This window comes from Flavobacterium subsaxonicum WB 4.1-42 = DSM 21790, assembly GCF_000422725.1.
Lineage (GTDB): Bacteria > Bacteroidota > Bacteroidia > Flavobacteriales > Flavobacteriaceae > Flavobacterium > Flavobacterium subsaxonicum.
Genome location: NZ_KE383910.1, coordinates 92,523 through 113,382, shown reverse-complemented (window position 1 = coordinate 113,382; position 20,860 = coordinate 92,523). Strand labels below are relative to the sequence as shown.

19 protein-coding genes are annotated in these 20,860 nt (G+C 43.4%); 8 read left to right on the top strand and 11 right to left on the bottom strand.

Translation table 11 applies throughout. The annotated features are described in order from the left end of the window. Positions 1-48 precede the first annotated feature (48 nt). The 3 genes from G509_RS0117185 to G509_RS0117175 form a co-directional block, all read right to left on the bottom strand. Positions 49-249, bottom strand: a complete 201-nt coding sequence (locus G509_RS0117185) for a helix-turn-helix transcriptional regulator (protein WP_026992670.1) — start codon at positions 247-249, stop codon at positions 49-51. Beyond that, entirely contained in the window at positions 239-733 is a 495-nt protein-coding gene (locus tag G509_RS0117180; RefSeq protein ID WP_026992669.1) for a hypothetical protein, read from the bottom strand. Before G509_RS0117180 ends, G509_RS0117185 begins: the two co-directional genes overlap by 11 nt. 122 nt (positions 734-855) lie before the next feature. Beyond that, positions 856-1,356 carry a DUF1573 domain-containing protein gene (locus G509_RS0117175; RefSeq protein WP_026992668.1) on the bottom strand — a complete coding sequence of 167 codons (501 nt, stop codon included), beginning with the start codon at positions 1,354-1,356 and terminating at the stop codon, positions 856-858. 202 nt (positions 1,357-1,558) lie between these two features. Between G509_RS0117175 and G509_RS0117170 the strand changes: the two genes are divergently transcribed. Together G509_RS0117170 and G509_RS0117165 are read left to right on the top strand one after the other, a co-directional pair. Continuing rightward, the gene (locus G509_RS0117170) at positions 1,559-2,842 is read left to right on the top strand and encodes a sensor histidine kinase (RefSeq protein WP_026992667.1); all 1,284 of its coding nucleotides are present in this window, start codon (positions 1,559-1,561) and stop codon (positions 2,840-2,842) included. After that, complete coding sequence (locus G509_RS0117165) at positions 2,839-3,522, top strand: response regulator transcription factor (RefSeq protein WP_026992666.1); 684 nt, start codon at positions 2,839-2,841, stop codon at positions 3,520-3,522. Before G509_RS0117170 ends, G509_RS0117165 begins: the two co-directional genes overlap by 4 nt. Positions 3,523-3,738: 216 nt before the next feature. Here the strand turns inward: G509_RS0117165 and mfd are convergent, their stop codons facing one another. Together mfd and G509_RS22400 are read right to left on the bottom strand one after the other, a co-directional pair. Next, positions 3,739-7,053, bottom strand: coding sequence for a transcription-repair coupling factor (gene mfd / locus G509_RS0117160; RefSeq protein ID WP_394363568.1), 3,315 nt, complete (start codon positions 7,051-7,053; stop codon positions 3,739-3,741). A gap of 47 nt (positions 7,054-7,100) precedes the next feature. Then, positions 7,101-7,772 (bottom strand): hypothetical protein, encoded by a 672-nt coding sequence (locus tag G509_RS22400; RefSeq protein WP_051200351.1) that lies wholly within the window; start codon positions 7,770-7,772, stop codon positions 7,101-7,103. A gap of 322 nt (positions 7,773-8,094) precedes the next feature. Between G509_RS22400 and G509_RS0117145 the strand changes: the two genes are divergently transcribed. Beyond that, the gene (locus tag G509_RS0117145) at positions 8,095-9,030 is read left to right on the top strand and encodes an L-threonine 3-dehydrogenase (protein ID WP_026992664.1); all 936 of its coding nucleotides are present in this window, start codon (positions 8,095-8,097) and stop codon (positions 9,028-9,030) included. Positions 9,031-9,137: 107 nt separating this feature from the next. Here the strand turns inward: G509_RS0117145 and G509_RS0117140 are convergent, their stop codons facing one another. Further along, positions 9,138-9,653: a nuclear transport factor 2 family protein gene (locus tag G509_RS0117140; protein WP_026992663.1), complete on the bottom strand. Its 516-nt coding sequence runs from the start codon at positions 9,651-9,653 to the stop codon at positions 9,138-9,140. Between the two features lie 139 nt (positions 9,654-9,792). On the opposite strand from G509_RS0117140, the gene G509_RS0117135 reads away from it, so the two are divergent. Next, positions 9,793-10,980, top strand: a complete 1,188-nt coding sequence (locus tag G509_RS0117135; RefSeq protein WP_026992662.1) for a hypothetical protein — start codon at positions 9,793-9,795, stop codon at positions 10,978-10,980. A gap of 28 nt (positions 10,981-11,008) precedes the next feature. Then, entirely contained in the window at positions 11,009-12,835 is a 1,827-nt protein-coding gene (locus G509_RS0117130; protein WP_026992661.1) for a M12 family metallo-peptidase, read from the top strand. A 79-nt stretch (positions 12,836-12,914) separates the two neighbouring features. Here G509_RS0117130 and G509_RS0117125 read toward each other — a convergent pair whose 3' ends face one another. Further along, a complete protein-coding gene (locus G509_RS0117125) occupies positions 12,915-14,264 on the bottom strand; it encodes an ammonium transporter (protein ID WP_026992660.1) in 1,350 nt (449 codons plus the stop codon). 712 nt (positions 14,265-14,976) lie between these two features. Between G509_RS0117125 and G509_RS0117120 the strand changes: the two genes are divergently transcribed. Further along, on the top strand, positions 14,977-15,216 hold the full coding sequence (locus G509_RS0117120; protein ID WP_026992659.1) for a hypothetical protein: 240 nt from the start codon (positions 14,977-14,979) through the stop codon (positions 15,214-15,216). A gap of 6 nt (positions 15,217-15,222) precedes the next feature. Here the strand turns inward: G509_RS0117120 and G509_RS0117115 are convergent, their stop codons facing one another. The 4 genes from G509_RS0117115 to G509_RS0117100 form a co-directional block, all read right to left on the bottom strand. Then, a complete protein-coding gene (locus tag G509_RS0117115; protein WP_026992658.1) occupies positions 15,223-15,531 on the bottom strand; it encodes a hypothetical protein in 309 nt (102 codons plus the stop codon). A 3-nt stretch (positions 15,532-15,534) separates the two neighbouring features. Then, positions 15,535-16,314 carry an HNH endonuclease gene (locus G509_RS0117110; RefSeq protein WP_026992657.1) on the bottom strand — a complete coding sequence of 260 codons (780 nt, stop codon included), beginning with the start codon at positions 16,312-16,314 and terminating at the stop codon, positions 15,535-15,537. Between the two features lie 328 nt (positions 16,315-16,642). Then, on the bottom strand, positions 16,643-17,143 hold the full coding sequence (locus tag G509_RS0117105; protein ID WP_026992656.1) for a hypothetical protein: 501 nt from the start codon (positions 17,141-17,143) through the stop codon (positions 16,643-16,645). Between the two features lie 133 nt (positions 17,144-17,276). Further along, a complete protein-coding gene (locus tag G509_RS0117100) occupies positions 17,277-17,756 on the bottom strand; it encodes a hypothetical protein (protein WP_026992655.1) in 480 nt (159 codons plus the stop codon). A 436-nt stretch (positions 17,757-18,192) separates the two neighbouring features. Between G509_RS0117100 and G509_RS0117095 the strand changes: the two genes are divergently transcribed. Both G509_RS0117095 and G509_RS0117090 read left to right on the top strand, forming a co-directional pair. Next, on the top strand, positions 18,193-19,224 hold the full coding sequence (locus tag G509_RS0117095) for a ligase-associated DNA damage response exonuclease (protein WP_026992654.1): 1,032 nt from the start codon (positions 18,193-18,195) through the stop codon (positions 19,222-19,224). Further along, the gene (locus G509_RS0117090; protein WP_026992653.1) at positions 19,221-20,825 is read left to right on the top strand and encodes an ATP-dependent DNA ligase; all 1,605 of its coding nucleotides are present in this window, start codon (positions 19,221-19,223) and stop codon (positions 20,823-20,825) included. Before G509_RS0117095 ends, G509_RS0117090 begins: the two co-directional genes overlap by 4 nt. Positions 20,826-20,860 lie beyond the last annotated feature (35 nt).

Below are 20,860 nucleotides of genomic sequence, written 5' to 3'. Positions count from 1 at the left end.
TCTGTGTAAATCACTGCCTGAACGGCACGGGCAGGTTCCATAAAAAGACTAATCCTCCGGCTCCAGCTCAAATATCTCGTTTACGGTTTTATCAAACAGTTTAGCCAGTTTTAGAGCCAATACGGTGCTGGGCACATATTTACCGGCTTCAAGGGCGTTAATGGTCTGCCGGCTTACGCCAATGCGTTCGGCCAGGTCCTGCTGCGTAAGGTTGTGTATGGCGCGCTGCACCTTTAAGTTATTCTTCATCTTGCAGGGTATAAAAGCGGTACATTTTGTATCTAAAAAGGAGTATAAAGATAATAAGCTGAGAGAACATAGCAGCCATAAGTACGTTTGTAAACGGAAACCCGTATACAAACAGGTAGCATAGCAGCAGTATGCTGTAATTGGCTATAGTAGCCCAGGCAAGGCTGTTAAGGCGGATGGACTGCACCATTTCGTCTTCGTGCTTTTCTTTAGAAAAGGCAAATACAATGCCCGATACCAATACAAACAACATACATATCTCATCGGTTATTGAGTTGGTAACCCAAGTAAAATATTTAATGTCGCCAAAAATAAAATTATCTGTAGCAACATCAATGTCGGTAACAAGGGCAAACACCTTAGCGTTAATTTGAAGTGCGTCGCCAATTGCGGTATACAATACCACAAGCAATACCAACGAAACCAAAAACACAAGGCCACTAACGGCCTTAAACCTGTGCGGAAATAAATAACTTGTTTTCATGATTAGATGATTTTAATAGCCGCTAATGTAAAACAAAATTTCCAATAAGTAAAACAAACTTTACATAATGTAAAAAATAAAAGCCACCGGTTAGGGTGGCTTAGTATTTTGTAAACTACAAATTAGTTTTCAGTAGCCGGTACCGGAGCAGTCTCAGGAGCAATTACTTTACCTTTAATAGTAAGTACTTTGTTAAGCTCTGTATCGTTAGCTGTTACAGTAATAGACTTGTTAAAAGAACCTGGGTTAGCAGCGTTGTAAGTAGCAGTTACATTACCAGACTCACCCGGTTTAATAGGGGTTTTAGTGTAGTTTGTAGCAGTACAGCCGCAAGATGCTTTTACGTTTGTAATTAAGATAGTTTGTTTAGATGTGTTTTTAAAAGTAAACTCATGAGATACCGGTTTACCTTTTTCTATATCGCCAAAGCTAAAAGTGTCTTCTTTAAAAGTAAGGCCTGTTGGCTTAGCATCAGGGTTTGGAGTAGTTGCTTTTGGAGCAGCAGTTACAGCAGTTCCAGATGGTTTAATGTCTTTTTTAGGGGCAAGCTGTTGTGCGTTAGCAGAGAAAGAAAGAAAAAGGGCTCCTGCTACTGCAAATAAAGAAAGTTTTAGAGTTTTCATAAAATAATTAATTTACTATTAGTTGATAAATGTTGTTAACTTTAATATCACAAATATATTTACTTAATGCCACATATTTGTTAACCGGATTCAAACTCTTGTTAACAACATGTTAATGGCTTGTGGCATAGCATTTTTTGCTGTAATATCGGTACGCCTAAGCACGTTAATGTGCTCTGTATAACAAATTGTATTCCAAAAATTGAAATTCAACAAATTAAATATAATAGTTTTTATTGGGCTTGTAGCCATAGTTGGGGTATTAACCATGCAGCTGGTTATGCTTAACGAAGCCTATATGTTTGAAAAAAAGGAACTTGCAGAAAAAATTCACTTTGCCCTGCAGGATGTGGTAACCAAAATTTACCGCGATAATAATAGCGAACTGCCGGGGGAGACACCCATAAAAAAAGTTAGCGAAGACTATTATGTGGTTAATGTTCAGGATGTTTTTGAGGCGAGCATACTCGAATACTACCTTAAAAACGAATTCCAGAAGGTAAAACTCGACATGGATTACGAGTATGCCATTTACGATTGCGGCAGCGACGAGATGGTGTATGGCGAATATATAACCATGGGTGGCAAGATTGACCCTACCGAAAAACAGCAATGTATTAACTGTTTTACTAAGCGCCCGGGGCTGGTGTATTACTTTGCGGTGCGTTTTCCTAACCTTAGGCACAGCTACATAACATCGTTACAGCAGTATTGGATCTATACCGGGGTGTTATTATTGGTACTGGTAATTTATGTGTACTCGGTTTTTTTGCTGCTTAAGCAGAAAAAATATACCGAATTACAGAAAGACTTTATTAATAACATGACGCACGAGTTTAAAACACCGCTGTCTTCCATACTTATAGCCTCTAACTACGCCGTAAAGCAAGACGAGATAGAAAACAACCCCAAACTTAGCCGCTACCTTAAAATTATTATAGAGCAAAGCAACAAGCTAAACCAACATATAGAGCGCATACTATCTGTCGCCAAGACAGAGAGCGGAATTGTATCGTTAGAAAAAAAGGCTTTTAATGTGGTAGAAACACTACAACTGGTTAAAGAAAACGCCTCGATTAAATTTGAGAATGCACAAGTATCGCTTAACGCGGATGAGGTTGACTACCAGGTATTGGCAGACGAATTTCACTTTTATAACATTACCTATAATATTGTAGAGAACGCCATTAAATACGGCCCGGCAAGTCCGCAGGTAGCCATAAATGTTGCGCGCGAGGGTAAAGGCCTGCAGCTTACCTTTACCGATAACGGCCCCGGTATTGCCAGCGAGCACCTTGATTTTGTGTTCGACCGTTTTTATCGTGTGCCGCGCGAAAACAAAAAAGAGGTAGAGGGTTTTGGCATTGGGCTTTTTTATGTAAAAAAGATTTGTGAACTTCACGGCTGGAAGATCTCCATTAAAAACAATGGGGAGTTAGCCGGTATTACCATTACTATTTTTATACCTAAAAGCAGCCTGGCATGAAGAAACGATTACTGTACGTTGAAGACGATAACACCCTTGCATTTTTAACCGCTGATAACCTGGAGCAGTACTATGAGGTAGTGCATTTTACCAACGGGCGCGAGGCTTTTGATGCTTTTAAAACAGAGGAATTTGACCTTTGCGTACTGGATGTTATGCTGCCCGAAATGGATGGTTTTGAGCTGGCTGCCGCCATACGCGAGCGTAATGTGGCTGTGCCTATTATATTTCTGTCGGCTAAAACCTTAAAGGAAGACCGTATTAAGGGCCTTAAGCTTGGCGCCGATGATTATCTGGTTAAGCCCTACAGTATAGAAGAACTGATACTTAAAATTGAGGTGTTTTTACAGCGCAGCCAAAAGCAGCCTACCATTAAAGATACTACCTGCACCATAGGGTCGTTTACGTTTGACCCCGATAACTACGCCCTTGCCAAAAATGGCGAAACCACGCAGCTAACCGAACGCGAATCGGCGTTGTTAAAGCTGTTTATAGATAATAAGAATACCATACTTAAACGCGAAAAAATACTTACCGCCCTTTGGGGTACCGATGATTATTTTATGGGCCGCAGTATGGATGTGTTTATATCGCGCCTTCGCAAAATATTTAAAGAAGACGAAAGCATACGTATAGAGAACATACCGAGGATTGGGTTTAAGCTTGTAGTTAAAGAATAGTTGATGGTTGATGGTTTAGAGTTGTCAGTTTACAGTCTCAGTAAGCAGGAAAGTTGCCTGTTATCGGCTATTGTAAATATGTTGTATGTCATTCCGAACGCAGCGCAGCGTAGTTGAGGAATCTCAATAAAACTTTCTTACTTTAAGAGATTTCTCCTACCGTCGAAATGACACACCCCTTCCTGAAAACTGAATACTGAGACTGCGAACTTGCAGTTACTCCAGCACCATAGTTAACAATTCCAGTGCTTTCTTAACCGTTTTTACGTTCTCGAAAGTAAGCAGCAGGCGCAGGCCGTTCTTGGTTTGCTTTTCTTTCATTTTAGATACTGTAGGGTACTGCTGTACAAACTTAAGCACCCCCCTAAACGACGCCGACTGGTAGTACTGGCTTTGCTGATCGCCTACAAAGTAGCCCACCATTTTGCCTTGTTTTAGTACCAGTTTTTCGATGCCCAACTTGGTGGCCACCCACTTAATGCGCATGCTGGTTAACAAGGCCAGGGCAGGCTTAGGCAATGGGCCAAAACGGTCTATCAGTTTGTTTTCGAACGCTATAAGCTCTTCTTCGTTTTTAATGGTGCCCAGTTCGTTATACAGGTTAAGGCGCTCTGTAATGTTATTTACATATTCATCGGGAAACAACAGCTCAAAATCAGAGTCGATCTGTAAATCTTTTACATATTCTTTCTCTACCTTCTCATCGCCCTCCACATCATCGTACAGGTCTTTAAACTCGTTTTCTTTAAGCTCGTCTATGGCCTCGTTCATAATCTTCTGGTAGGTGTCAAAGCCAATTTCGTTAATAAAACCGCTTTGCTCGCCACCTAAAAGGTCGCCCGCACCACGAATTTCTAAATCCTTCATGGCAATGTTAAAGCCGCTGCCCAGTTCGCTAAACTGCTCCAAAGCCTGGATACGCTTGCGTGCATCCTCGGTCATAGCACTATACGGCGGGGCAATAAAGTAGCAGAATGCCTTTTTGTTGCTTCGGCCCACGCGGCCACGCATCTGGTGCAGGTCGGATAGCCCGAAGTTATTGGCATTGTTGATGAAAATAGTATTGGCATTAGGCACATCCAGTCCGCTCTCAATAATAGTGGTAGCCACCAGTACATCAAAGTCGCCGTTCATAAAGGCAAGCATTAGCTCTTCCAGCTTTTTACCGTCCATCTGGCCATGACCTACGCCAACTTTGGCATTGGGCACAAGGCGCTGAATCATACCGGCAACCTCTTTAATATTCTCAATACGGTTGTGGATAAAGAACACCTGCCCGTTACGCTGAATTTCGTACGAAATAGCATCTCGAATAACCTCTTCGTTAAAGCCAACCACCTGGCTTTCTATAGGATAACGGTTAGGCGGAGGCGTGGTTATAACCGATAAGTCCCTTGCTGCCATAAGCGAGAACTGCAGCGTTCTTGGTATGGGCGTTGCCGTTAGGGTAAGGGTATCTATATTGTGGGCAATGGTTTTAAGCTTGTCTTTTACGTTAACACCAAACTTTTGCTCCTCATCTACAATCAGTAAGCCTAAATCTTTAAACTGTACACTTTTGTTAACCAGTTGGTGGGTACCTATCAGGATATCGACTTTACCTTCGGTGAGGCCTTTAAGGGTCTCGGCTTTTTGCTTGGCTGTCCTAAAGCGGTTTAGGTAGCTAACGGTAACCGGCATATCTTTTAAACGCTCGCTAAAGGTGCGGTAATGCTGGTAGGCCAAAATGGTTGTAGGCACTAAAATGGCCACCTGTTTGCCGTTGTCTACCGCTTTAAAGGCAGCACGAATAGCCACCTCGGTCTTACCAAAGCCCACATCGCCACACACAAGGCGGTCCATAGGGCGCTCGCTCTCCATGTCGGCCTTCACATCGCGGGTAGCGGTAATCTGGTCGGGCGTATCTTCATAAATAAAAGACGACTCCAATTCGGCCTGTAAATAACTGTCCGGTGCATACTTGTAGCCCTTCTCCAGTCGGCGCTTAGCGTACAGCTGAATAAGGTTAAACGCAATGTGCTTAACCCGTGCTTTGGTTTTGTTTTTAAGGGCTTTCCAGGCGCCGCTGCCTAACTTGTAAATTTTGGGCGGTGCACCGTCTTTACCGTTATACTTAGATATTTTATGAAGTGAGTGTATACTAACATACACAATATCATTATCGGCATAAACCAGTTTAATAGCCTCCTGCGTTTTGCCCTCTACCTGAATTTTTTGCAGACCGCCAAACTTGCCAATACCGTGGTCTATGTGGGTAACATAATCGCCTACCGATAGCGAGTTAAGCTCTTTAAGGGTAATGGTTTGCTTTTTAGAATACCCATTTTTAATGCTGAATTTATGGTAACGCTCAAAGATCTGATGGTCGGTGTAGCAAACAAGCTGGTTCTCTTCGTCTATAAAGCCTTCGTAAATAGGAAATACGATGGTTTTATACTGCTTACGGATGTTCTCGTTACCGGCATCGTCCAGGCTCTCGAAAATATCATGAAAGCGGCTGGCCTGTGCCTCGTTAGCGCAAAAAATGTAGTTTTTATAACCGTTGGCGTGGTTGTCGCTCAGGTTGTTAAGCAGCAGGTCGAACTGTTTGTTAAACGATGGCTGCGGCTGTATGTAAAACTCAAACTCCTTTTGCGTTTTAAATATGGGCTGGGCGCCGAGTTCTACTATTGTAAAATCGAGTGCTTTTTTTATAAAGGTCTTCTGGTTAAGAAAAAGCTCATCGGGTGTGGCATGCTTAAGGTCTTTAGACAGTTTTTCGAAAGCCTCGTTGGCTTTGCCAAACATAACGTCAAGCTGGGCCAGCAGGGCATCGGTATTCTGGATAAAAAGTACCGTGCGCTCGCTAATGTATTCTAAAAAGCTTTCGCGCTTTTCGTTTAAAAATTTGTTCTCCACATTCGGGATAACCGTAATCTTTTTCTTTTTGTCTAACGATAGCTGCGAGGCCACATCAAACGTACGGATGCTGTCTACCTCGTTGCCAAAAAACTCAATACGGTAAGGGTTATCGTTAGAGAATGAAAACACGTCGACAATACCTCCGCGCACGCTGAATTCGCCCGGCTCGGTAACAAAATCTACCCGCCTGAATTCGTATTCAAACAACACCTCGTTAATAAAATCGATAGACACCTGGTCGCCCATAGCAATCTTAAGGGTGTTCTTGTCGAGCTCTTTACGGGTAACCACTTTTTCAAAAAGGGCTTCGGTGTACGATACTATTATGGCCGGCTTTTTACGCGAGTTAATGCGGTTAAGCACTTCGGCACGCAACAGCACACTGGCGTTATCGGTCTCCTCTATCTGGTAGGGGCGACGGAAAGAGCCCGGGTAAAACAGCACATCTTCCTGCCCAACCAATTGCTCGAGGTCGTTTAAATAGTAGGCGGCCTCTTCTTTATCTTTAAAAATTAGCAAAAAGGGCAGTTCGCTTTCCTGGAAAAGCGGATCGATTACAAAAGACAATGCCGAACCCAGCAGGCCCTTTACGTGAATTTTACCTTCGCGCTGCTGCAGGCTGGCGGCTATTTGTTTAACCTTGGGCAGTTGCCCGTATTTATGGAAAATTTCGTTTTTCAATTTGTGGGTTTTGTGTAACCGGCACCATTACCGGGACTTGTTACAGGTGGCAGCTGCCTGGCCTGCGGCATTGCAGTGTTTGACGGCGGCATTGCGCCCGGATTGGCCATCCTTACGGTATCGAGCGCGCGAAGCATTTCTTCTTCGCCCTGTTCTTTAGGTATTTCGCTAATGCGAATCATCTCGTCCAGCTGGTTTTGCAGTGCCCTTATCTCGTGGTTAATGTCGGCTATAATGCTAATAACCTTTTTATCAGGTATCGTCTCTATGCTTATGTAGGTGTACAACGATTTTATTTTGGTAACCAGTACGCCCATACGGCTGCGCACCTGTGGCTTATCAAAAAATGGGGGCAGGTTGTTTTTAAGCTGGTCGGCTTTGTTAACCAGTGCCTTGGTTTTTTGCCTAAAGGCGTTTAAAGATCCGGTTGGCTTTTGTTTAAGCTCGCTGTTAAATTGCTGCCACTCATTCCATACGCCAATGCGCTCGGCCACTTTTAGGGTAGGCGGGGGCACATCAAAAATCCAGTTGTTGCTTATAACTTTTAGTATCGAGTCGTTTTGCTTTATGGTGCGCTGGGTTTCGGCAATGCGCTGTTCTTCATTGTCTTCGCAAGAAAAAAGGGCTATGGTTAAACCAAAGAGCAGTATAAACTTAAGGTGTTTCATGTTTTTGTAATTGCATAGCAAATTTACAAATGTTAGGCCAAAGTTTGTAATAAAAGATTATAGAAGAATTTTATGGAACGCGGATGACACTGATGCTTCGCAAACGCGGATTTTCACAGATTTATGAATCAGTTAAGCACAATTAAAAATCAGCGGTCATCCGCCCAATCCGTGTCATCCGCGTTCCTGTTCTTTACCACATTATCGCAATTGTTATAGTTTGCATCACAATCTTCTAAAATAATGTTATAATCACGCCTCATAAAAATCAAATTCATAATTGTAAACTCATATCTTTGCACAACTAAACTTACACAACTACATGGCTAAGATACTCATTATAGGTGCCTGCGGGCAAATAGGAACCGAGCTGACTAAAAAACTGCGCAGCATTTATGGCACCGATGCCGTCGTAGCATCAGACGTGCGTAAAGGCGACCCTGCATTTGTGGCTTCGGGCCCGTTTGAAGTGGTAAATGCGCTCGATTTTAACCAGGTAGAAGATGTTATCGAAAAGCATGGTGTAGAAGATGTGTACTTAATGGCGGCACTGCTTAGTGCCACTGCCGAAAAAAACCCTGCCTTTGCATGGGATTTGAATATGAATTCGCTTTTCCACGTACTTAACATAGCCAAGGCCGGCAAGATCAAAAAGATATTCTGGCCAAGCAGTATAGCCGTTTTTGGGCCTACAACGCCTAAGCAAAATACACCGCAGTTTACGGTTATGGAGCCAAGTACGGTATACGGTATTTCTAAACAGAGCGGTGAGCGCTGGTGCGAATATTACCACAACATTTATGGGGTAGATGTGCGCAGCATCCGTTACCCGGGCCTAATTAGCTGGAGCACGCCTCCGGGTGGTGGCACGACCGATTATGCGGTTGATATTTATCACAAAGCCTTAAGCGATGGCAAGTATACCTGCTTTTTAAGTAAAGATACCCGCCTGCCAATGATGTACATGGACGATGCCATACGCGCTACGGTAGAAATTATGCAGGCTCCTGCCGAGAATGTTAAGATACGGTCTGCCTACAACCTTTCGGCTATGGATTTTACACCTACCGAAATTGCTGAAGCCATTAAAAAAGAGATCCCTGATTTTACGATAGATTACGAGCCGGACTTCCGTCAGAAAATTGCCGACAGCTGGCCACAAAGTATTGATGATACCAGCGCCCGCGAAGACTGGGGCTGGAAACATGATTTTGACCTTACCGCCATGACTACTGATATGCTGGAGCATTTGAAGTAGTTTTTAGTTTACAGTATTCAGTTTACAGTTTACAGTGTTCAGCCTGAGCACTGTAAACTGTAAACTGAATACTGAACACTTGCAGCTCTGCGACTGTAAACTGTAAACTACTTTCTAAGTTTCTCAATTACAGTATCTTCATACTTCGCCTTTATCGGGATAATTTCATCAATTACCTCGTTAGGCATGGTTACGCTTAGCACATAGTGCTTAATTTTCCATTGGTTACCCTCTTTTTCTAAAACGCCACTGCCGCGGCAGGCCTTCATCCAGGTGTCCAGCAGCTCATCAAACCATGCCGTTTTACCGTCTTTACTAAAGTATACATGGCGTTCCAGGGCTTTAAAGTCCCATGCCTTGCCCTTATCAAAGTACGGCTTGCTAAAGGTAGAGAACGCTTTCTTATCCCAGACTTCGGCGGCATCCGTACCAATGTAATGGCCGTCGGTTGCAATCTTATCAAAATAAGCATTATAGTCGGCCTTAGCAGCGGCAGAATGCCAGTTGTCTAACAGGGTGTTGATGGCTTTGGTTTCATCGGCCGTGTTTGTATCGCGCGGTATCAGTACAAACAGGGTAACTACAAGCGATGCAGCCGAACAAAAAAGTGTAAATTTTTTCATGATTAAGTAATTGTTATGCCAAATTTAAGAAAATAATCCCGTTACGGGAAGTCCGCACTTAACGTTTCTTTAACCTTTTAACATAGTGTTGGTCAGGATAATATTCATAAAATTTGTTAAATCATCTAACAATATTTTTATGAAAACAAAACAAATTTTAGTTGCAGGCTTACTACTTGCAGGTGCTATGCAAATGCATGCTCAAACAACAGCTACTACAGCTACAACCACCCATGGTGCCGAAACCGGACAGCTTGCGGGCAACAATGTGCACATTGGCTACCAGGCGGGCAAGGTAGGCGTATCTGGAGCAAATTACAACGTATTTGTGGGCCACCAGTCGGGTAAAACAAACAGTACAGGTAGTGCCGACGTATTTGTGGGCCGAAATTCGGGCTTCAATAATTTGGGGGGCTATCAAAATGTGTTTTTAGGCACTAATGCCGGGTACACCAATAAAGACGGTAATAACAATGTGTACGCGGGCTTTAATGCCGGTTTTTACAGTACTGGGTCAGATAACGTTTACCAGGGCTACGGCGCAGGTTTTAGTGCTACAACGGCAACCGCAAACGTATTTTTAGGTTCTAATGCAGGTTTTAATACAGTAACCAGCTCTTACAATACCTTTATTGGTTTTGCAGCCGGAGGAGGTAATGTTAGCGGAAGCGGCTGTAATATATACATTGGCCATGCCGCAGGAAACGCGAATACAACGGGCTGGGGTAATACGTATTTAGGTTTTACGGCAGGGCAAAACTCTGTAGGAAGTAACAATGTGTTTTTAGGAACCGGTGCAGGTAAAAACGAAGCCAGCAACAACAAATTGTATATTGCTAATAATGAAACCGCTACACCGCTTATTTTTGGCGATTTTAGTACTAAAAAAGTAGGTATTGGCGGCATTAACAATTTTGCGGCAGCAGATAAGTTTCCTGTAACCGCTGCCGGTGTATCTGTTAGTAAATACTCATTGTACGTTAAGGGAGGTATATTAACCGAAGAGGTAAGAATTAACCTTCAGACTACCTGGGCAGATTATGTGTTTGCCAACGATTATAAATTAAAGCCATTGGCAGAGGTAGAAAAATATATTATTGCAAACGGCCATTTACCTAACGTGCCATCGGCTAAAGAGGTAGAAGATAATGGTATGGAAGTTGGCAGCATGGCTATCATTCAGCAGGAAAAAATTGAAGAACTTACGCTGTATGCAATACAACAGGATAAGCAATTAGAAGCCCAAAAAAATCAATTAGCCCAACAGCAACAAGAAATTGACGAACTTAAAGCTGCAGTTAAAGCTTTGGCAGGTAAAAAACAGTAACTACTACGTTTAACTTAAATTTAAAATTATGAAAAACGTACTGTTATATACTGCGGTAATTTTGTTTTTTACAAGTAACGTATTTGCACAAAAATATGTATCTAAGCTTGTAGAAAAACAGTTTGAAATTCACGGGCAGGCAAAACAGGTAACCAATCTGCTGCTCGAAGACAGGGCGTATACTAACCCTAATGCAACAAAAATTGCAAAAAACGGGGTGTTTTATACCATTGATGCCAATGTGGCCAATAGCCTGGTAGCTGCAAACCTGCCTGTTTTAAGCCTCGAAATTGTACTTAAGGGTACTACTGTTACGCTGGACCTGGCAAATGCCGAATCTACGTTTGAAGATGCAGTTGTTACCACAACAGGCAGCGATAAACTTTCTATACAAGATTTAAAGCAGGTTTATTACAGGGGTGTAATTCGCGGTCAGGAAAATAGCCTGGTGGCCATTACTATCAGCGATAAAGAGGTTTCGGGATTTATATCTAACGAGCAGGGCAATTTTATTGTGGGTAAGCTGCAAACATCGGCAGAGCATGTAATTTATCCGGATACCGATTTAAGGGGCCACCTGCAATATAGCTGTAGTACCGATGACGCGGCAGGCGAAAGCCATAACCATAATGGTATGCAGAATAAAAATGCCGAAGTTACAGAGGAAACCCTGCTAAGTAAGTGTGTTAAACTGTCTTACGAAACGGAGTACGACATATACCAGCAGCTGGGTAGCAGCTCGGCGGTGTTGGCGTATGTAACTACGGTACATAACCAGGCTGCAACGCTATATTATAACGAGGGCATACTTACACCACTATCGGGTGTAACTATCTGGACCTCTACAGACCCGTATACGGCTACCTCTACTGTAAACCTGCTTACACAGTATCAGGCTAACACATCATCCCTTGGTGGCAACCTTTCTCAGCTACTAACCTTTAGAAATGTTGGTGGCGGTATTGCAGCCGGTTTTGATGGTATATGCAACTCTAACATAGATAACAGCCTGGCAACCTCTATGATATATTCTTACCTTAATGCCCTGCCAACATACAGCTGGACAGTGTATGTTGTTACGCACGAGTTTGGGCACTTGTTTGGGTCAAGGCACACTCACGCCTGTGTATGGAACGGTAACAATACGGCTATTGACGGCTGCTCAGGGTATACCGAGGGTGGATGTACTGTACCGGCAATACCTACAGACGGCGGAACCATTATGAGTTACTGCCACCTAACCACTGCGGGTATTAATTTTTACAAGGGTTTTGGCCTGCAACCCGGAAACGTGATAAGGAGCGATGTAAATAACGGTGCCTGCTTAGTGGTGTGCACTAATTGTACTCAGGAGCTTACCATTTTTATTCCGGTTGTTGAGAGCCACGACTACAGGGTACAAAACAGTATAACAGCTTCATCTGTAGTAAACGGCGGCCTGATTGTTGGCTATTACGGTAACCAGATTCTTTTAAAAGAAGGATTTAGCGCTACAGGCAACGGCGGTACCTTTTTAGCACAAATTAACCCTTGTGTATTATACACTTACCGTACGAGTAGTGATGATAGCAACGCTGAATTTTCTGCAACAGATGTATTAGCCATAAATACAGCCAAAACATTCCAGCTGTCGCCTAACCCGGCATCGCAACTGGTTACTATCACATCGTCTAAAACTATAGCGTTGGTAGTGGTAACATCGGTAGAGGGCAGGGTTATGCTTAATAAGCAATCAGCCAAAAGTGCTGCTACTTCTTTAGATATTAATGTAGATAACTATACACAAGGCTATTACACAGTTACCGTTACTTTTAGCGATGGTACTATGGAAACCCAAAAACTGATAAAGAACTAATCCATCAGAGTTTTTTTTATCAGGAAAGGCTGCCCATTGGCAGCCTTTCTGTATATATAACTATTTGTAAACCTGCAAACTATCCGTGCATTTCGTTGTGCTGAGAAAGGTCAAGGCCTTGTTCTTCAGCTTCTTCCGATACACGTAGCGGAATAAAGAAGTTGGTTACCTTATACAATGCCATAGCCCCAAAGAACGAGAAGGCAGCAACCAGCAGCAACGCCATCATGTGGTGGCCAAAAATATGCCAGCCGCCGTGAAGCAGGCTCGCGTTTTCGCCCTCGGCAAAAATAGCGGTCAGTATCATACCCATAATACCACCCACACCGTGGCAGGCAAAAACGTCTAAGGTATCATCAAAACGCTTAAGGCTCTTCCAGTTAACCATGCAGTTAGACACTATTGCAGCTATAAAACCAAAGAAGATGCTTTTAGGTATCGATACAAAACCAGCAGCAGGCGTAATGGCAACAAGGCCAACTACCGCGCCAATGCAAGCACCTAAGGCTGAGACCTTACGGCCGTTGAGCCTATCGAAAAACACCCAGGTAAGCATGGCCGACGCCGATGCTATTGTAGTGGTAGCAAAGGCCATAGCCGCAGTATGGTTGGCCGCCAGCGCTGATCCTGCATTAAAACCAAACCAGCCAAACCATAACATACCGGTGCCCAAAAGCACAAACGGAATGTTAGTAGGTATGTATTCCAGGTGTTTACGCTTGCCAATAACCAGCACACCGGCAATGGCGGCAAAACCGGCACTCATGTGTACCACGGTGCCCCCGGCAAAATCTTTAACGCCAAAGTAGCTGCCTAACAAGCCGTTAGGGTGCCAAACCATGTGGCAAAGCGGTGCATATATAAAGATACAGAACAGGCAGATGAACATTAAGAACGAAATGAACCTGATACGCTCGGCCAGGGCACCCGTAATAATGGCGGGGGTTATAACGGCAAACTTCATTTGGAAGAGGGCAAACAGCACGAACGGAATCGTGGTAGCCATCTTAGAATGAGGATGTTCGTCTACAAAATCAAAGAAAGCAAAATCGGTAGGGTTACCAATAAGCCCGTAATGAACGCCGTCTATAGTAATACCAATTGGTGTACCAAACGAAAGGCTAAACCCAACCGAAACCCATAGTAAACTAATGACACCCAGGCAGATAAAACTTTTAAGCATGGTGCTTATAACATTTTTGCGGCCCACCATGCCACCGTAAAAAAACGATAGTCCGGGAGTCATTAAGAGCACAAGGCACGATGCGGTAAGCAGCCAGGCAACATCGGCAGGTACAATAGCATCGGTGCTGTTAAACTGGTCGTTTGGAGCACTTACGGTGGAGTGATCCCAAAATAAACCCGTTATGGCAACGGCTGCGGTTATTGCAAATGCGGCAATCCAGCGTTTTTCTAATTTCTTTTCCATTATACCCTTAAATTTATGGGGTCAAAAATATAAAAATTATGTTAAATGAGTGTAGGTGGGCTTAAAATTATAGGGGTGTTGGCTGTTAAATATTTCTTTGTAATAATTTAATGTAATTTTTACAATCGGGTTTTGGGTTGCCAAAATGCACGTACCCAAATTTAGGCAAAATGGGCCAATTTTAACAGTGATATTTCACTTTCGGACTTCGAGTTACGTTACTGAACTACACTTTCTAAAATTGCCTATAAAAATTACCCAAAAACAGTTTACTGAAGTAACCGCTTCAGTACTGCGCCGGATATATGGTTGTAATTTTGCATCGGGAGAAATGGTTGTTGGTTATTAGTTGTTGGTTGTTGGTTGTTGGGAGATTTGAGTTTCGGGTTGCGTGTTGCGTGTTGAGAGTTTTGGGTTGCCTGTTTGTTATTTGAATTTTTGCCTTTTAAAATTTGCCTATTGCCTATTGCTCGTTTATCATTTGAATTTTTGCCTATTGCCTATTGCTCATTGCTCATTGCAATTTGCCAATTGCTTATTTGTTCATTGACATTTTGCTTTCGTAATTCGTAATTTAAAATTCGTAATTTCTACTCTGTAGGATAATTCTGCGTGCATAAAATAGTTGATAAATTAACGATGAAAAAATGTTACGTTAACAAAATTTTTGCAAACTTGCCTGCTCAAAATCAATCATCTAAAATCACTGCTTATGAACGATTTACCTTACACAATAGAAGACAACAAATTGTTGGAAGCCCTTGCAGATATTGCATACCTATCGGGCCAGAAAGGATTTTTTTCGGGCGATTCCCGCAACGATATCAACGAGTTTATAATTTGGGCCAAGGAGTTTGAAGCAATTCACGAAGACACCAACTGGGATGAGGTAGATTACCTTACCGCCATCGAGGCCTTTACCGAAAACAAGCTGAGGATAGACGTGCAGTAGGGGTTTTTACACCCTAACTGCTAAAATTGTTTTTAACAGCACATCAATATCAGATGAGCATACTTCTGTATTTGTTAGTTCCAAGCTTTCAAATTCATGCCATTGGTGGTCGTCTTCATTTTTGTCTTCAAAATATAAAGTCGGCATCTTCCATTCTTCGGCTATAAAATATTCGCCATCTATCAAATTGCGTGTAATACTATTGCTTATTACATCAATAGCAATATTACTATCATTACTAAAAACTACACTACCATATTGTTTGTAATTACTGGCATCTCTGTAAAGGTAATTGAGTTGTATGTTGCCACTCATATTTTACTTTTTATCAAAAATTGTATCCCTGTGTTGCTCTAAAAATAATTGGTTAGGATAATATTTAACGGGCTGCCTTATTAATTTATCTGCAATCGGGGCAAAGTGTTGTGCGTAATATTCAGAGTCTTTTTTGTTTTTTAAAGACGATGATAGGAGCACCTTATAATTCCTATCAAAAGCAATATATCCTTTATCGAAAGCTCTGTCATACAGTGCCGATAAGCAAATTCCATTCTCTGGATTCAATCTTTCTTTTTCGTGTTTGGACCAAGGAAGTATATGGCTGGCAAATAATAGATCAGGAATATCTATGCCCGTTACGGCACATTTACTTGAATAATTATTCAATACAATTTGCCTGAAAACAGACTGGTTTACTCTTGTCTTAACCAGCCTCAATTTGGTTTCTCCTTTTACATCTTTCAGGTCAGATAGTAAATCAACATATTTATCTTCGATAGATAAGTGCTGCCTTTCTGCCAAAATTTGCTCACTTCTAAAAATCAGTTCCTCCTGGTTAGTAAAAAATTCATCCCATATAGGTTGTACTTGGTTGGTGCCGTTCTTTAATCCGCCAACACCTCTGTTCTGATGATAGGGATCAATACTGGCAAAATTTCCTAACCGCATAACTATAGATGCAGGTGTTCGTCCCATTAGATTACCTAATTCGATAATTCTGGGATTTGAGGCATGGGTTTTACCAAATTCTATTTTTAGATAGAGATTGAAAGCCAGTATCAATTCTTCTTTCGTCCATAAAACCCTCTTTTCTGCCATGCTCTAAAATTTCTGCGTTATAAATTCAAATCTACAATTTTTAGAAAGACATTCATGTATTTGCGTCTGCTGATTTGTGTGCGCTAAATCTAAAATGATTTTTGTCCTCATTCCGCAAATTGGGCAAGTAGTTAGCTGGTCTGTATAAATATATACTTCGAAAAAATTGAGCATCGCTATCTTTTATCAAAGCAAAGTTAATGATAGTTAATCGGCTTATCAGCCTACAATTGGCCTCATACGATAGACTGAATAGCAAAAACGCCAACCTTTGGTCAGCGTCAAAAAAAACCGGCTCTCGCCGGTTTCAATAGTATTTAATCAGGGTTTAGTTTTTGCCTTTTCCGTTGCCATGTCCCTTACCGTTTCCGTTGTTTTTGCCGTTGCCCTTACCGTTAGATTTTACAACAGTTTTATTGCTGGATTTAACGGCAACACTTTTTTTAGCCAGCCCCGGTGGGGTGCCAATGTTTTTTTGCGGTTTGCCTTTGTAGCCCTTAGGGTATTTTACTTTGTGGTCTTTATAATAAACATAAGGCGTGGTACCGCGATAATCGTTTACAACAACCTTGTAGCCATTATATAAATTATAGTTTTTGTACACCGTGGGCAATGCCGAAGCACGCACCCAGTTACCGTTATTTATATAAATGTACTGAGCGGTATTAATATCATAATAAACCTCAATATCGGGCAGGTAGTAGTACCTAACCTCGGTGTATCCGGCAGGCCCCCAGGCGGGTGGTGTGCCAATGTTTACATTAACCGATACCTGTGCCTGACTCAAACCGCAGGTAAAAAAAAGCAATGCCAATAGTACGTTTTTCATATTGTTATGTTTTAAAATTTATAAAAGCCAACTACTCTTGTAAAAGATAATTTATAAGATTTTGGCTTATTGCTACAAATTTAAGATGTATTGTAGGTATTTATTTATATTTTAAGACAATATTGGCGATTTGCTAATGCCTGCCATGGTGGCCTTTGTTGTGTTTATGTCCGTTACCATGGCCGCGGCCGTTGCCTTTGTTATAATGCTTAACCGGTTTATGGTAGTGCGCTTTAGGGCGGGCAGCATGCGCATAATGGGTGGGCCTGTAGTGCGAAGGGTATCTTTTTACATACGTGGTGTGGTACACATAGGGCGCATTGCCGCGGTAGTTGCTAACCACCACACGTGGGGCGTGGTAAAGGTCGTAACTTCTGTATGCAACAGGCAGGGCGCGGGTTCTAACCCAGTGGTGGTTGCTCATGTAAACATATTGGGCAGTGTTAATATCGTAGTACGTAGCAATGTCGGGCAGGTAATAATAACGCGCTTCAACCGGGGCGGGCGCCCATGCCGGCGGCGAACCAATGTTTACACTTACAGATACCTGTGCCTGTGCCCATACGCCGGTAACCAGCGCTAAACCTAATAGTAGTTTCTTGATCGTTTTCATGATAGTGAGAATTTAAATTGGTAAATTTTTTAAAAACTATATGTAAGGCTTTCTTACACCTTACCCAAAGCTGTGCCACAATTTTCGCAATCGGTTTCTTTTAAGAAATTTTTAGTAATTGCGAGGGGGTTGTACTGCAAAACAAGCGCGCAGTTAATCTATTCAATACTAATAATATAAATCCGAACTATAGAACATTTGAGTGTAGTTGCTCCCCTCTCCTTTGGAGAGGGGTTGGGGGAGAGGACAAATTACAACGGCACTACACACTGTACCCGTTCGAGACCCCCCTCTCCTTTGGAGAGGGGTTGGGGGTGAGGTTTTTAAAGGGCATGGGCTAACGCACTTCCCTTCCACAACCGTTAAACTTCTCAAAACCCCCAACCGCCCTGGCTATAATGTTTTGTAATTTTAAGAGTACAAATACCCAAAACCCATGAGGCAGCCCCTGTTGGCATTTAACGATAAAGGCATTTACTGTGCGCAGGCTAATGTATACCTGGACCCCTGGCGCCCGGTAGACAACGCCATTATAACCCACGGCCACAGCGACCACTCCCGTTGGGGCCACAAGCACTACATAACCCACCACATGAATGTGCCCATAATAAAACACCGCCTTGGCGATATTGTAGTTACCGGCAAAAACTGGGGCGAAACCTTTACCATAAATGGGGTAACATTTTCGTTTCATCCGGCGGGGCACATAATAGGCAGCGCCCAGGTTAGGGTAGAGCATAAGGGCGAAGTATGGGTGTTTACGGGCGACTATAAAACCGAAGACGACGGCATTTCTACCCCTTACGAGGTAGTTAAATGCCACACCTTTATAACCGAAAATACCTTTGGGCTGCCGGCCTTTAAGTGGCTTCCGCAAACCGAGGTAATGGACGATGTAAACAACTGGTGGGCAACCAATAGGGCCGACGGTAAAACATCGGTACTGTTTGGCTACACGCTGGGCAAGGCACAACGGCTGCTTAAATATTTAGACCCCAACATTGGCCGCATTTATACCCACGGCGCGGTTGAGAACATGACGCAGGTACTGCGCTCTATGGTTAGCTTTCCGGAAACCATCCGTATAACTAAGGAGACTAAAAAAGAAGACCTGCTGGGCAGTATAGTGCTTGCCCCGCCAAGTGCCCACGGCAGCACCTGGATTAGAAAAATGACGCCTTATGTAACGGGTTCGGCCAGCGGCTGGATGGCGTTTCGTGGTGCAAGGCGCAGGCGTGCCATAGATAAGGGCTTTGTTATGAGCGACCATTGCGACTGGCAGGGCCTGTTGGAAAGCATCCAGGCAACGGGTGCCGAAAAAATTATCTGTACCCACGGCTATAGCGATATTTTTAGCACCTACCTGCGCGAACAGGGTTATGATGCCCGTACCGAACAAACCCAGTACGAGGGAGACGAAGGCGAAGTAGAAAACAAGGCCGATGCCGAAACCGACGAGCAGCCATGAAAAATTTCTCCGAACTTATAAAAGCACTGGATAGTTCTAACAAAACATCGGTTAAGGTTGATGCGTTAACCGAGTATTTTAAGAACGCCAACGACAAAGACAGGGTGTGGACCATTGCCATACTCTCGCACCGGCGTCCGCCAAGGCCGGTCAATACCACATTACTGCGCATGTGGGCAACAGAGCTGGCCAACATTCCGTTGTGGTTGTTTGAAGAATCGTACCACATTGTGGGCGATTTGGCCGAGACCATTGCACTGGTTATTCCCACCACAAAAAATCAGTCCGATAAAAGCCTGACCGAGTTTGTGGAAGAAATGATTGCCCTTAAAAAAAAGCCTGACGACGAAAAACGCGACTATCTGCACAGCAATTGGCTGGCGCTTAATTACTACGAGCGTTTTGTGTTTACCAAGCTTATTACGGGCAGTTTTCGTATCGGCGTAAGCCAGAAGTTAATGACGCGTGCGCTTTCTAAAGCCACTGGGGTGGATGAAGATATATTGGCCTATAAACTTATGGGCGACTGGGATCCGGTAAAGGTCAGCTTCCAGAATTTGGTGCTCGACGAAAAAGCGCAAGATGCCTACAGCAAGCCCTTTCCGTTTTACCTTGCCTATGCCATAGAGGGCGAACCCGAAGGCCTGGGCGATGTGAGTCAGTGGAGTGCCGAACATAAATGGGATGGTATCCGTTCGCAAACCCTTATCCGCAACGGGCATCTGTACGTGTGGAGCCGGGGCGAAGAACTGGTTACCGATAAATACCCCGAATTCGAAAAACTACTCGGCATCATCCCCGATGGTACCGTGATTGATGGCGAGATACTACCCTGGGTAGACGGTACCGTGGGCACGTTTAACGATTTGCAGACCCGCATTGGGCGCAAAACAGTATCGGCGGCACTACTTAAAAAAACACCGGTAATCATCAAGGCGTACGATTTACTCGAATGGCAGGGGCAGGACATCAGGCAGCTGCCCTATATAGAGCGCCGCCAACTGTTAGAACAGTTGTACGAAAGTATAAAAGAGTTCGAGCTGCCACTACAATTATCTGAAAGGAAAACCTTTACCAGTTGGGATGATGCCATGCACGAAAAAGCCAGATCGCGCGAGCTGCGCAGCGAAGGCCTTATGTTTAAGCGCATGGATTCGCCCTACCTCGTGGGCCGCAAAAAAGGCGACTGGTGGAAGTGGAAGCTGGAGCCCTATGCTATAGATGCCGTACTTACCTATGCCATGCGGGGCAGCGGCCGCCGCGCCACCCTGTTTACCGATTATACCTTTGCACTCTGGCAGGATAACGAAGATGGTACGCGCGAGCTGGTAACCTTTGCAAAAGCGTATTCCGGTTTAACCGATGCCGAATTCCGCATGGTCGACGATTACATTAAAAAGAACACCCTCGACAGGTTTGGGCCCGTGCGCAGCGTTACCCCAAAGCTGGTGTTTGAAATAGGTTTTGAAGGCATAGCCTTTTCCGGCCGGCATAAAAGCGGCGTAGCCACACGCTTTCCGCGGATACTGCGCTGGCGCCACGACAAAAAAATAGAAGACGCCAACAGCATAGATGATTTAAAGGATATGATTCCGAAATAGTCATAAGGTCGAAAGTCGGAAAGTCATAAAATTGA

Excerpts from the sequence above, each read along its gene's own strand:
- G509_RS0117185 (WP_026992670.1), bottom strand. The coding sequence starts at position 249 with ATGAAGAATAACTTAAAGGTGCAGCGCGCCATACACAACCTTACGCAG.
- G509_RS0117180 (WP_026992669.1), bottom strand. The coding sequence starts at position 733 with ATGAAAACAAGTTATTTATTTCCGCACAGGTTTAAGGCCGTTAGTGGC.
- G509_RS0117175 (WP_026992668.1), bottom strand. The coding sequence starts at position 1,356 with ATGAAAACTCTAAAACTTTCTTTATTTGCAGTAGCAGGAGCCCTTTTT.
- G509_RS0117165 (WP_026992666.1), top strand. The coding sequence starts at position 2,839 with ATGAAGAAACGATTACTGTACGTTGAAGACGATAACACCCTTGCATTT.
- G509_RS22400 (WP_051200351.1), bottom strand. The coding sequence starts at position 7,772 with ATGAAACACCTTAAGTTTATACTGCTCTTTGGTTTAACCATAGCCCTT.
- G509_RS0117145 (WP_026992664.1), top strand. The coding sequence starts at position 8,095 with ATGGCTAAGATACTCATTATAGGTGCCTGCGGGCAAATAGGAACCGAG.
- G509_RS0117140 (WP_026992663.1), bottom strand. The coding sequence starts at position 9,653 with ATGAAAAAATTTACACTTTTTTGTTCGGCTGCATCGCTTGTAGTTACC.
- G509_RS0117135 (WP_026992662.1), top strand. The coding sequence starts at position 9,793 with ATGAAAACAAAACAAATTTTAGTTGCAGGCTTACTACTTGCAGGTGCT.
- G509_RS0117130 (WP_026992661.1), top strand. The coding sequence starts at position 11,009 with ATGAAAAACGTACTGTTATATACTGCGGTAATTTTGTTTTTTACAAGT.
- G509_RS0117125 (WP_026992660.1), bottom strand. The coding sequence starts at position 14,264 with ATGGAAAAGAAATTAGAAAAACGCTGGATTGCCGCATTTGCAATAACC.
- G509_RS0117120 (WP_026992659.1), top strand. The coding sequence starts at position 14,977 with ATGAACGATTTACCTTACACAATAGAAGACAACAAATTGTTGGAAGCC.
- G509_RS0117115 (WP_026992658.1), bottom strand. The coding sequence starts at position 15,531 with ATGAGTGGCAACATACAACTCAATTACCTTTACAGAGATGCCAGTAAT.
- G509_RS0117110 (WP_026992657.1), bottom strand. The coding sequence starts at position 16,314 with ATGGCAGAAAAGAGGGTTTTATGGACGAAAGAAGAATTGATACTGGCT.
- G509_RS0117105 (WP_026992656.1), bottom strand. The coding sequence starts at position 17,143 with ATGAAAAACGTACTATTGGCATTGCTTTTTTTTACCTGCGGTTTGAGT.
- G509_RS0117100 (WP_026992655.1), bottom strand. The coding sequence starts at position 17,756 with ATGAAAACGATCAAGAAACTACTATTAGGTTTAGCGCTGGTTACCGGC.
- G509_RS0117095 (WP_026992654.1), top strand. The coding sequence starts at position 18,193 with ATGAGGCAGCCCCTGTTGGCATTTAACGATAAAGGCATTTACTGTGCG.
- G509_RS0117090 (WP_026992653.1), top strand. The coding sequence starts at position 19,221 with ATGAAAAATTTCTCCGAACTTATAAAAGCACTGGATAGTTCTAACAAA.